Here is a 10,874-nt window from a genome sequence, read left to right as displayed (position 1 = left end):
CACAAGGAGTATGCCGATGAGTGAGCCTTTTCTTGGTGAAGTGAAGCTGGTCAGCTTCAACTTTCCGCCCAAAGGCTGGGCGCTGTGTGACGGGCAGTTGCTGCCGATCAATCAGAATCAGGCGCTATTCGCGCTGCTGGGCACCACCTACGGCGGCAACGGGATGACCACGTTTGCTCTGCCGGATCTGCGTGGCCGGGTGCCGGTGCATAGTGGAAGCGGGATTACCCAGGGTCAGCGGGCCGGCGAAGAGGCTGTGACTCTGAACGTACAGCAGATGCCGCAACATCAACACCTGCCGATGGCTTCAAACCAGCCGGCCAGTCTGTCAGGCATTAACCAGGCCAACAGCGAGGCGCTGGCCATCAGCGGTGCTGCGATTTATGCCCAGCCGGGGCAATCGGTCAGCCTCAGTTCCGATAGCCTGATGACCCAGGGTGGTAGCCAGCCACACAACAACATGCAGCCGTCGCTGGTACTGAACTTCTGCATTGCCCTGCAGGGCATTTTCCCGAGCCAGAATTGAGGAGCAGTCGATGAGCACACCCTATATTGGCGAGATCCGCATGTTTGGCGGCAACTTCGCCCCGGCCGGTTGGCACCTGTGCGATGGCTCGCTATTGCCGATCAGCGAGTATGACGCCCTGTTCACGCTGATCGGCACGACCTATGGCGGTGACGGGCAGAACACCTTTGCCCTGCCGGATTTGCGCGGGCGGATACCCGTGCATATGGGCAATGGCAAGGTTCTTGGCCAGATGCTGGGCAGTGAAACGGTCACCCTGACTGCTGCGCAGATGCCGAGTCACAGCCATAGTCTGCTGGCCTCGGGCAGTCTGGCAACTGGCACCAATCCACAGGGCAACGTTTTGGCGCGTACCGCTGCGGATATAGACATTTATCGATCGTCCGGCCCCTATCAGACGTTGGCGCAGTCAACCGTGAGCAGTGTCGGCGGTAGTCAGCCGCATGAGAACATGATGCCGTTTCTGGCCGTCAACTTCATTATTTCGCTGTTCGGGATTTTCCCGAGCCAGACCTGAGGAGCACCTATGGATCCTTTTGTAGGCGAGATCCGCATTTTCGGTTTTAACTTCGCCCCCAAGGGTTGGGCGCTGTGCAACGGCCAGTTGATGCCGATTTCACAGAATACGGCACTGTTTTCACTGCTGGGTACCATGTACGGTGGTGACGGCAAATCGACCTTTGCCCTGCCGGATCTGCAGGGTTCTGCGCCGCTGCAATGTGGTCAGGGGCCGGGACTTACTCATCGCGACCAAGGTGAGGTGGGCGGGAGCCAGACGGTGACCTTGCTGGAGAGCGAAATACCCAGCCATAGTCATGCCTGGCAGGCTTCGATTCGTCCGGCCAACAACGGCACGCCATCGGGCGACGTGTTTCTGGCCTCGGCATCGCAAAGCCAGTTGATCATGAACGCCAGCGGCGCCAATGTGATGATGGCTCCGGAGGCGATTGGCCCCAGCGGCGGCAGTCTGCCGCACAACAACATGCAGCCATACCTGGGAATGATCTTCTGTATTGCCCTGCAGGGGATTTTCCCGCCACGTTCATGAGCCTGTCCGTGCAACTTCGTCCGGTACAGCCGGACGATGAGGAACAGTTGGCGCAGATCTATGCCAGTACCCGCCAGCAGGAGCTGGCGGTGACTGGCTGGCCGCAGGCGCAGATCGATGCTTTTTTGCGTCAGCAGTTTACCGCCCAGCAACGCCACTACAGCACGTACTATCCCGATGCCCGGCACGATCTGCTTCTGCTCGAGCAAGCGGTGATTGGGCGATTGTATGTCGAGCGCACATCGCAGCGTCTTCATGTCATCGACATCAGTCTGTTGCCGGACTGGCGCGGACGCGGCATCGGTGGGCAGTTGCTGGCTCAGCTACTGGCCGAGGCTGACAGCCGCGCGCAGGTGACAAGTATTCATGTCGAGCGTCATAACCCGGCGCTGCGTCTGTATCAGCGCCTGGGGTTTCAACTATGCGAAGACAAGGGTATCTATCTGATGCTGGAGCGTCAGCCGCGCGGTTGAGTCTTACGCCACCCGCTGGCGCACGAACACCGACTCGTACTCGATACGGCCACCGCGCTCGGCTACCGGGGTGATGAAAAGGGTCAACTCACCCAGTTCGGCATGCTGCAGGACATAGGTGGCCTGCGGCAGGTGTGGCCGTGGTCCGCTGAAATTCAGTGAAAAGGCCTCGAACTCTGGGCTTGGGGGCGTAGAGCTATTCACCGCCTCGAGCTGAAGCGGGTAGTCAGGAGCAGCAAGGACTTCGAACTGGCTGCCCTGGTGCTGGGTGAAGCGTTCCTGGCTGATCTGTTGCATAGGATGTCCTTAATCTTGTTGGCAGACTGTTCGGGTGCGTGCGACACGTAATAGCTCGGCAAACAGCCGTCGCTGACGGGTACTGAACAGCAGAAATTCCGGGTGCCATTGTACCCCGATGAGAAAATCCTCGCGCGGGTCCTCGACCGCCTGGACAATACCGTCCAGATCCCGACCTACTACCTGTAGACCCGCCCCAACGCGGTCAATGGCCTGATTATGCAGGCTGTTGATCCGGCAGCGCTGGGTGCCCAGGTGTTCGGCCAGCCCCGAGCCTTCCTGAACCTGCAGGGTTTTCAGCGGCAGGACGGTCCAGCGGTTTGAGGTCATCTTGCGATGGGATTTCAGCTCCTGGAACAGGTTGCCGCCCAGTCTGGCATTGAGCAACTGCGCGCCACGGCAGATACCCAGCAGCGGCAGACCGCGATCCAGGGCGTCATCGATCACCGCCGCTTCCAGCGCGTCACGTTCGGGGTCGTACTTGGGGTGGACTTCGGGCTCGGCGGCATACAGTACCGGGTCGATGTCGTGGCCTCCAGTGATCACCACGGCCTGATAGCTGAGTTGTTCCCAGGCATCTCCGGGACGTACTTGTACGGGCTGGCCGCCATATAGGCGGATAGCCGCGGCGACCAGTACGCGTGGGCCGAACGCACCGCGCCGTGGGCCGGTAATGGCGACGATTGGCCGATTCATTGCGTATCACTCAGCCAGTGGTGGCTGATCTGCTCGGGCCAGTTGTCGAGCAGGCGCGCCAGGCCCTGATCCAGATGGCGGGCATAGGCCCGGCAGCAGGCCTTCAGGCGCGCCGGGTCGCAGGCCAGGCGTTCGACTTCCAGCCAGTCGCCCCAGGCCAGATGAAGGCCCCAGCCGGGCTGGTCGATCAGGCAGTCGGGCAGGCGGTAGTGAAAGGTTGGTCGGGGCTTGATCAGTTCGTCGTCCGCACGGGCCAGAACCCGTTGTGGATCCAGATGTTTGAACAGCGGTAGCAGGTCCAGGGCGCGGTTACGGGTTGGATTGGCGGTCAGGTAATCGTCGATCAGGCTCGTGAGCCCGGGCTGGTAGTCGGCAGCGATGATCTGGCGCACATAGTCCAGCGGGAACGGGTCGACGTAACTGGTCAGGCGTCGGGTAAAGTTGATGTTGGCCCGCTCACGCAGCCAGTCGTGCAGGCACAGGAAGGCTTGCAGATAGGCGAGCAGGGTGGCGGGTTTAGTGTCCGGCACTTCGGGGTTGAACTGCATGCCAAAGGCGTTGGTCAGGCGATCACCAGTACCCTTGGCGCCAGCCCGGCGCAGGTGCTCGATCAAAGCGTCGACGCTGTGCAGGCGATCCAGCGGCAGCGGAGGGCTGACCAGCTCGAGAGGGACCAGGGCTTCAGAGAGCCATTTGAGGGCTTCTTCGGCTGAGTTCATCAGTTCATCGCCCAGATCATTGGCCCGGCGTTGCTCGCGACCGAGCTTTTTCAACAGGCTGAAGTCCAGCTCCACCACCCAATCGCCAGCTGGATCACCGTGCAGGGTGCGCTCATAGCGGCTGCTGCGCTGTATCTCGCAACCGAGAAACTCGGCACTCAGATGGGTCAGATGGTCAAGGCTCAGACCGTTCATCTCAAGCTCGACACCGACCCGCCGCAGTGCTCCGTCAAGTCGCTGGCTACGTGGTGGCCAGGGGAATGCTGGTGCTGCTGTGGCCATTGAGGTGCTCCTCCGGGAAATGTTGCTGTTTGTCCTTGAGCATGGCACGTGCCTGGTGACTCGTGTGTGTCAGTCGCCGCTGGCCAGACCGTCCAGTCGGGGGTCGGCACCTCCGCGCCAGCGATCGTCCAGCCACTCGATGCCATGCAGGCCACTGGTCATGGTTTCGACCCGCACCTGATGGCCAAGTTCTTCCAGCGGGCGTTGCAGTTGCTCCAGTGCGGTGCCGGCTTCCAGCTCGATACCGCGACCGCGCTCGACCATGGCTGGTAAGGCAATTGCTTGCTGAATATCCATGTCCCAGTCCAGCACGCCGATCAGGGTCTTGAGTACATGGCCAATAATCCGGCTGCCGCCGCGTGAGCCGATCACCAGGCGCGGTGTGCCGCTGGCGTCGAAGACAATGAATGGGGCCATGGAGCTGCGGGGGCGCTTGCCGGGGCCGACGGCGTTGGGATGTGGCTGGCCGTCCTGTTCGGGGCTGAAGCTGAAGTCGGTCAACTGGTTGTTGAGGACGAAGCCCTGACTGAGCATGCGCGCGCCGAATGGTGCCTCAATGGAGCTGGTCAGGGCCAGCAAGTTGCCCTCGCCGTCGACAATGCTGATATGCGAGGTGCCGGAGCCACCGGGCTCGGGTCGGGCCTGGGCCTGCTCAAGCCAGGGCTGGACGCCGGGGGCGCCCGGTTTGATCTCGGCCAGGGCGCGCTGTGGATCGATCAGGTCGGCGCGCTGGCGCAGGTAGTCGGCATCCAGCAGTGCCTGGACTGGAACGCTGACGAAGGCTGGGTCGCCGACATAGTGGTTGCGGTCGGCGAAGGCCAGTCGGCTGGCTTCGGCGATCAGATGCAGGGTTTCGGCCGTATCCGCAGGCATGTCGGGTAGCGGGAAGTGCTCGAGTATCCCCAGCGCCTGTAGCACGGTCAGGCCGCCGGAGGAGGGTGGTGGTGCACCACACAGGGTCCATTGCCGATAACGACCGCAGAGTGGCGCGCGCTCGACCACCTGGTAGCTGGCCAGATCCTGCAGGGTCAGGTCGGTACGCCCCCAGGCCCGGTGCTCAAGCCGCTCGACGATCTGCTCGGCGATGGCCCCCTGATAGAAAGCATGCGGCCCGTGTTTGGCCAACTGGCGCAGGGTGGCCGCCAGTTCCGGGTTGCGCAGATGCGGGGGATCGCTCTGGGCCTGGGCGCGAAAATGGTGGCGGGTATCGGCAAACAGCCGTAATGACCAGTCGTCGTTGATCTGCTGGCGCAGGCGTGGAGGCATCGGCACACCGGTCTCGGCCAGCTCGATAGCCGGCTGCAGCAGTTCAGCCCAGGGTAGCCGGCCATGGCGGGCATGTGCCTCGCCCAGCAGGGCGACTAGTCCGGGTACGCCAACGGCTTCAGGGCTGGGTATCGCAAGAGCCAGCGGCAACGGGATGCCCAGGCGCTGAAAGCGTTCCGGGGTTGCGGTCAGCGGTGCGGTTTCTCGGCCATCATAGAACCGGGTGGTGGCGCTGGCAGGCTCGTGCAGCAGCAGAAAGCCGCCGCCGCCGATGCCTGTTTCTGGAGCTTCGATAAAGCCGAGTACCATGCTGACCGCCACCGCGGCATCGACCGCATGACCGCCGCGGCGCAGAACCTCAAGTCCGGCCTCGACCGCCAACGGGTGGGCGGCTGAGACCATAAAGCGCTTGGCGCTGCGCTCGCTCTCGGTTTGTCTTGATGGCTGAGGACTGACCGGGTCGACGGGGCCGCAGCCGCCCAGGATCAGTAGCAGGGCCAGTCCGGTTAAAAACGCTCGACTCATGGCTGATAGGCTAGCCGTCAATAACGAACAGGTCCAATGCCTGCGAGTTGGTGTAGAATCTTGGGCTTTCTCCCTATTTGATTCTCTTTTCACGTCCATGTCGAGGTGATTTACAACCATGAGCAAGCTCTCGGAATTCCGTGCGGCAGAGCGCAAGCTGGCCCAGCAACTGGCCCAGCTTGAAGCCATGAAGCAGGATGCGGGTTTGAAGCAGGAACTGGCCTTTAATGATGAACTCAAGGCTCTGATGAAAGCCTATGGCATGTCCGCGCGCGACGTGCTGGAGATTCTGCGCGCGTCCTGATCTGCGATAGCTTTATCTGTTTTATCGGCAAACCAACCTGTTGTGTTGTTAGGGCGGGGCGGCGTAGCTATGTCTTGTGCCAGAGCCATGAGTGAGTTTGGCTATACTGGATACCAACAGCGTCGATTGGCTTTGAATTTCGGCGCTCTGCTTGATTGTCAAAAAGGCCTTGATTTCCCTTGATTACGTTTTTCGGGTTATCATTGCACGTTGATTGAAAAATATTATCAAAATGCGACGCTAGGAAAACACCATGGCTTTGGCCTGGGTATCCCGAAGTCTGCACCTCAATGCCCATATGGGCGCTCAGGGCGCCGCCGTCAGGCGATGCCGCGTTGTTTGTGTGTGCCTGTGTGGCCACGGACCTCAATGGAGTAATTCAGATGGGAAGCCAACCCTTGAATGAAACCGCTGCTGTCAACGAGACGCCCAGTCTCGATGGCATTCCGGCCCCGAGCGGGGATGCCAATCTGATCGACACCGACTATGTGGTGGGTCAGGACAACTTCTCCGGCAAGATCACCATTGCGCTCGATATCCACGGCAAGGTCTTTCTGATCTCGGCCCTGACGGTGCTGCTGTTCGTGGTTTTGACGCTGGCTTTGCAAAGCGAAGCGGCAGAATTGTTTACCAGCCTGCGTGGCTGGCTGACCAGCAAGCTGGCCTGGTTTTTCCTGGGGGCGGCGAACATTTTCGTGATTCTGTGTCTGGCGTTGATTGTTTCACCGCTAGGCAAGGTGCGTCTGGGCGGGCTGGATGCACGGCCGGATTACTCTTATCTGGGCTGGTTCTCGATGCTGTTTGCTGCCGGTATGGGCATTGGCCTGATGTTCTATGGCGTATCCGAGCCGATGTCGCATTACTCCGCTGCCGTCGGTGGAGTGTCGGTTGGCGCTGATGGACTGCGTAGCGACTGGGCACCACTGGCCGCTGCGGCCGGCGATAGTGAAGAGGCCCTAAGGCTTGGTATGGCGGCGACTATCTTCCACTGGGGCCTGCACCCCTGGGCAATTTATGCGGTGGTGGCGCTGGCGCTGGCGTTGTTTTCGTTCAACAAGGGTTTGCCGTTGAGCGTGCGCTCGATCTTTTACCCGGTGCTGGGTGAGCGGGTCTGGGGCTGGCCTGGTCATGTGGTAGATATTCTTGCGGTATTTGCCACTCTGTTTGGCCTGGTCACCTCGCTGGGATTGGGTGCCCAGCAGGCGGCGGCGGGTCTGAGTCATCTGTTCGGTATTCCGAGCGGTGATCTGACCATGGTGTTGCTGATCATCGGCATCACAGCGATAGCATTGCTCTCAGTATTGGCAGGCCTGGAAAAGGGAGTGCAGCGGCTGTCGAAAATCAATATGGGACTGGCGGTGTTGTTGCTGCTGTTCGTGATTGTGGTGGGGCCGACACTGGCGATTTTGAGCGGGTTCTTCAGCAACCTTGGGGCCTATCTGGTCAACCTGCCGGCGCTGTCCAATCCGATTGGACGCGAAGATGCCAACTTCAGTCAGGGCTGGACCGCCTTCTACTGGGCTTGGTGGATCAGTTGGTCACCGTTTGTCGGCATGTTCATCGCGCGGGTCAGCCGTGGCCGGACCGTGCGTGAGTTTCTGATTGCTGTACTGCTGGTGCCGTCGCTGGTGTCGGTACTGTGGATGACCGCCTTTGGCGGCACGGCGATCAGTCAGTTGATGGGCGATGGCTTCACTGGTGTACAGGAGGCAGCGTTGGAGTTGCAGTTGTTCGCCATGCTTAGTCAACTGCCGTTGACCGAATTGACCTCGTTTATCGGTATCGTGCTGGTCATCGTGTTCTTCATCACTTCGTCTGATTCCGGCTCATTGGTGATCGACACCATCACGGCTGGTGGCAAGGTCAATGCGCCGGTGCCGCAACGGGTATTCTGGGTTGTGATCGAGGGGGTGCTGGCCATTGCCCTGCTGCTGGGCGGCGGCCTGGTGGCATTGCAGGCGATGGCGGTATCTACTGGTTTGCCGTTTACTCTGGTGCTGCTGGTTGGCTGTATTGCCATTATCAAGGGACTATTGAGCGAGCCAAGGCGCTGAAGGATCCCCACGCCCTGCTGGACAGGGCGTGGGTTAGCACCAAAGCCGGCTGACGGGCAGCTGCGGGTCGAAATGGGTGGCTATCTGCGCCTGAAACAGTTCGGCGGTAGCGATAGCGTCGGTCAGGGCATGGTGGGACTGATATAGCGGCAGGGCATAACGGCTGCGGCTGTCTGCCAGGCGGATCGAGATCGGCTGCTTGCCCAGCAGGCGCAGCAGCCAGCCGGGTTGGCGCTGCGGGTGCAGTTCAGCCTCGATAGCCATAGTGTCAATCAGCGGAAACTGCCAGCCTTCGCCCAGTTCGCGGCGCAGGGCTTGATCGAGAAAACCGCGCTCTATAGGGCGGTAGTGCACTACTACCAGCTTGCCAGCCAGGCGTTCCAGTAACTCGCTCAGTACCGCCTTTAGTGGCGGTGCCTGCTCGATTTCCGAGTGGGTGATGCGATGGAAGGCAATCGATTCGGGATGTAGCGAAGTGCTGGGGCGCACCACCTGATACCAGCTCTGACTGCAACGGATGCGCTGCAGGTCGAAGGGCACCAGGCCCAGGCTGACAATGGCGTGGCGCTTGGGGTCCAGGCCAGTGGTTTCGATGTCCAGGGCGACCATCGGTAGCTGCTCCAGTGGGCAGTCGGCGGCCGGGCAGCCGGCTCGATAGAAGGAGGCCAGGCGTGGATCGCGGCTGCTGGCGGCCAGGTTGGCCAGGCGCCTGGGCCAATCGAGCAGTTGCTCTGGCTGGGCGCTCATAACGGTCGGGTTGCCTGCAGGGCCGGGTAGCGGAAGCGAAGGAATTTCTGGGCGTTGCTCAGCACCTGGAAGGCTTCCTTGAGGCTGTGACGTTCGGCGGTGGAGACTTTCTCCGGTTCGATGTTGTTGTCCGGCTCGCGCCCGGCTTCGATATCCATGGCCTGATGGCGGATGCGCACGATCGACAGAAACTCCAGGGCATAGCGCAGTTTATCGAGGGCCTCGGGCGGCATCAGTTTGGTGGCGGCGATGGCGTCTAAACGCTCGAACGAGTTCTGCGCCTTGGAGCCGCAGGCCAGTGCATGGACCCGGATCAGGTCGGTCAAGGGGGCGGTGCCGCGACGCTTGAGGTTGATGATGTTGTTTTGTTCGCCATCCTTTTCCATCACGAAGGTTCGGAACAGACCCAAGGGTGGGGTCCGGTTCAGGGCATTGCGTGCCATCAGGGCAATGAACGGTTCGTTGCGACTGGCCTTTTCCGCGATCAGGTCCTTGAGCTGTTCGGCCAGTTCTGCCTCGCCCCAGACGCTGTCCAAGTCAAAGAAGATGTTGCTGTTGAGCAGGGTCTGCGGGTTCGGCCGCTCGATCCAGTCGCTGAAATACTGTTTCCACACTGCCAGCGGTTGGCGCCATTTGGGGTTGGTGGCCATGATGCCGCCCTTGCAGTAGCTGTAACCGCAGGCGGCCAGACCATCGCTGACGAAACTGGCGAGCTTGAAAAAGTAGGCGTCATGTTCGACCGGGTCGAAACTGTCGTCAAGGATCAGGGCGTTGTCCTGGTCGGTGACTATCAGTTGCTCGTCGCGGGCCATCGAGCCGAGAGCGAGGAAGCAGTAAGGCACTGGCGGCGGGCCAAGCTGGTCCTCGGCCAACTCAACCAGGCGCTGAATGAAGCCGCGGCCGATGCTCGACATCGCGCAGCCGATCATGTGGGCGTTGGCCTCGTCACCGACCATTCGCACGAAGGTGGCGCGCACATCCGGCAATAGGTTTTGCAGTTCGTCGACTGATTGCTTGTTGAAGATGTTGCTGACCAGATACAGGCTACTCTGCGATTCGTAGCGGATGATGTCTGATAGATTGATCACTCCGATCGGCCGACGCCGGTGCAAGATCGGCAGGTGGTGGATGTTGTTGCGCAGCATGCACAGCATGGCCTCGAACACTGAATCGTCGGCTTGTACGGTGATCGGGTTGGGTGACATGACCGCACTCAGCGGGGTTTCAGGTGGCAGGGCTTGGGCAACTACCCGGGTACGAAAGTCGCGGTCGGTGAGAATGCCGACCATCACCTGATGCTGCTGATCAGCCACTGGCACCCGCTCTGGATCGGGCCAGCCGGCATCCGGGTCGATCACTACCAGTGAAGAAACGGATTGTTCGCTCATAAGTTGCGCGGCCTGGCGGATGCTGGCATTGCGCGACAGGGTAACCGGTAGCCGGTTGATCAGCTTGCGAACCTTGACCTTCATCAGTTCGCTGGCCTTGCCCTGCAGCGCCACCGCCGACTTAAGCCGTGACTCGCCCTCCAGTTCGACAAAGTCGGAGAAATTGTCGAACTGCTCGCACAGTTCACGGAACAGCCGGTCGGGGATGAAATAAATCAGGGTATCCTCGATCGCGCGTACCGGGTAACGGACCCGGTGGCCACGCAGCAGGCCGAAGTGGCCGAAGAAGTCACCCTCACCCAGGCGGTTGTAGAGTTCACCGTTACGTCGGTGCACTTCGACGGCGCCGCTGCGGATGAAGTACAGGTCGTGAATGCTCTGGTCGTAGACCAGAATATCGCTATCAGCCTTGAAGTAGCCGATCTCGACCTGACGCGCGATTTCGTCAAGGGTGTCGGATGGCAGTTCATCGAACGGAGGGAAACGGCTGATGTGGTCGCGGATCTCGATCAGTTCAACCTGCATGGGTTCTCCCGGCGGCTCTGCGGT

11 protein-coding genes and 1 pseudogene are annotated in these 10,874 nt (G+C 60.7%); 6 read left to right on the top strand and 6 right to left on the bottom strand.

The genetic code is table 11. The features are described from left to right. Positions 1-16: 16 nt before the first annotated feature. The 4 genes from C2846_RS15535 to C2846_RS15520 are packed head-to-tail and all read left to right on the top strand — an operon-like array spanning position 17 to position 2,047. Positions 17-526: a phage tail protein gene (locus C2846_RS15535; protein ID WP_119701902.1), complete on the top strand. Its 510-nt coding sequence runs from the start codon at positions 17-19 to the stop codon at positions 524-526. A 10-nt stretch (positions 527-536) separates the two neighbouring features. Further along, positions 537-1,043: a phage tail protein gene (locus C2846_RS15530; RefSeq protein ID WP_119701901.1), complete on the top strand. Its 507-nt coding sequence runs from the start codon at positions 537-539 to the stop codon at positions 1,041-1,043. A gap of 9 nt (positions 1,044-1,052) precedes the next feature. Beyond that, positions 1,053-1,574 carry a phage tail protein gene (locus tag C2846_RS15525; protein ID WP_080048557.1) on the top strand — a complete coding sequence of 174 codons (522 nt, stop codon included), beginning with the start codon at positions 1,053-1,055 and terminating at the stop codon, positions 1,572-1,574. Between the two features lie 8 nt (positions 1,575-1,582). Continuing rightward, positions 1,583-2,047, top strand: coding sequence for a GNAT family N-acetyltransferase (locus tag C2846_RS15520; RefSeq protein WP_205890246.1), 465 nt, complete (start codon positions 1,583-1,585; stop codon positions 2,045-2,047). 3 nt (positions 2,048-2,050) lie between these two features. On the opposite strand, the gene C2846_RS15515 is transcribed toward C2846_RS15520, so the two are convergent. The 4 genes from C2846_RS15515 to ggt all read right to left on the bottom strand — a co-directional run bounded on the left by C2846_RS15515 (position 2,051) and on the right by ggt (position 5,832). Further along, a complete protein-coding gene (locus tag C2846_RS15515) occupies positions 2,051-2,344 on the bottom strand; it encodes a DUF6916 family protein (RefSeq protein ID WP_119701899.1) in 294 nt (97 codons plus the stop codon). A 9-nt stretch (positions 2,345-2,353) separates the two neighbouring features. Continuing rightward, on the bottom strand, positions 2,354-3,040 hold the full coding sequence (locus tag C2846_RS15510; RefSeq protein ID WP_119701898.1) for a gamma-glutamyl-gamma-aminobutyrate hydrolase family protein: 687 nt from the start codon (positions 3,038-3,040) through the stop codon (positions 2,354-2,356). Next, on the bottom strand, positions 3,037-4,041 hold the full coding sequence (locus C2846_RS15505; protein WP_119701897.1) for an amidoligase family protein: 1,005 nt from the start codon (positions 4,039-4,041) through the stop codon (positions 3,037-3,039). The genes C2846_RS15510 and C2846_RS15505 overlap by 4 nt, the downstream gene beginning before the upstream one ends. 69 nt (positions 4,042-4,110) lie before the next feature. Beyond that, positions 4,111-5,832, bottom strand: a complete 1,722-nt coding sequence (gene ggt / locus C2846_RS15500) for a gamma-glutamyltransferase (protein WP_165443844.1) — start codon at positions 5,830-5,832, stop codon at positions 4,111-4,113. Positions 5,833-5,950: 118 nt separating this feature from the next. Here ggt and C2846_RS18685 point away from each other — a divergent pair. Together C2846_RS18685 and C2846_RS15495 are read left to right on the top strand one after the other, a co-directional pair. Beyond that, positions 5,951-6,124 (top strand): annotated as a pseudogene (locus C2846_RS18685) (transcriptional regulator); the annotation flags it as partial. Positions 6,125-6,519: 395 nt separating this feature from the next. Beyond that, a complete protein-coding gene (locus C2846_RS15495) occupies positions 6,520-8,190 on the top strand; it encodes a BCCT family transporter (RefSeq protein WP_119701895.1) in 1,671 nt (556 codons plus the stop codon). A 33-nt stretch (positions 8,191-8,223) separates the two neighbouring features. Here the strand turns inward: C2846_RS15495 and C2846_RS15490 are convergent, their stop codons facing one another. Both C2846_RS15490 and C2846_RS15485 read right to left on the bottom strand, forming a co-directional pair. After that, positions 8,224-8,937 carry a 3'-5' exonuclease gene (locus C2846_RS15490; RefSeq protein ID WP_080048549.1) on the bottom strand — a complete coding sequence of 238 codons (714 nt, stop codon included), beginning with the start codon at positions 8,935-8,937 and terminating at the stop codon, positions 8,224-8,226. Then, a complete protein-coding gene (locus C2846_RS15485) occupies positions 8,934-10,850 on the bottom strand; it encodes a DUF294 nucleotidyltransferase-like domain-containing protein (RefSeq protein ID WP_080048548.1) in 1,917 nt (638 codons plus the stop codon). The genes C2846_RS15490 and C2846_RS15485 overlap by 4 nt, the downstream gene beginning before the upstream one ends. Between the last annotated feature and the right edge of the window lie 24 nt (positions 10,851-10,874).

This window comes from Pseudomonas jilinensis (assembly GCF_003586265.1).
Classification (GTDB): Bacteria; Pseudomonadota; Gammaproteobacteria; order Pseudomonadales; family Pseudomonadaceae; genus Halopseudomonas; species Halopseudomonas phragmitis.
The sequence above is the reverse complement of the archived record's forward strand: the minus strand, read 5'-3'. Positions and strand labels throughout refer to the sequence as shown.

Excerpts from the sequence above, each read along its gene's own strand:
- C2846_RS15535 (WP_119701902.1), top strand. The coding sequence starts at position 17 with ATGAGTGAGCCTTTTCTTGGTGAAGTGAAGCTGGTCAGCTTCAACTTT.
- C2846_RS15530 (WP_119701901.1), top strand. The coding sequence starts at position 537 with ATGAGCACACCCTATATTGGCGAGATCCGCATGTTTGGCGGCAACTTC.
- C2846_RS15525 (WP_080048557.1), top strand. The coding sequence starts at position 1,053 with ATGGATCCTTTTGTAGGCGAGATCCGCATTTTCGGTTTTAACTTCGCC.
- C2846_RS15515 (WP_119701899.1), bottom strand. The coding sequence starts at position 2,344 with ATGCAACAGATCAGCCAGGAACGCTTCACCCAGCACCAGGGCAGCCAG.
- C2846_RS15510 (WP_119701898.1), bottom strand. The coding sequence starts at position 3,040 with ATGAATCGGCCAATCGTCGCCATTACCGGCCCACGGCGCGGTGCGTTC.
- C2846_RS15505 (WP_119701897.1), bottom strand. The coding sequence starts at position 4,041 with ATGGCCACAGCAGCACCAGCATTCCCCTGGCCACCACGTAGCCAGCGA.
- ggt (WP_165443844.1), bottom strand. The coding sequence starts at position 5,832 with ATGAGTCGAGCGTTTTTAACCGGACTGGCCCTGCTACTGATCCTGGGC.
- C2846_RS15495 (WP_119701895.1), top strand. The coding sequence starts at position 6,520 with ATGGGAAGCCAACCCTTGAATGAAACCGCTGCTGTCAACGAGACGCCC.
- C2846_RS15490 (WP_080048549.1), bottom strand. The coding sequence starts at position 8,937 with ATGAGCGCCCAGCCAGAGCAACTGCTCGATTGGCCCAGGCGCCTGGCC.
- C2846_RS15485 (WP_080048548.1), bottom strand. The coding sequence starts at position 10,850 with ATGCAGGTTGAACTGATCGAGATCCGCGACCACATCAGCCGTTTCCCT.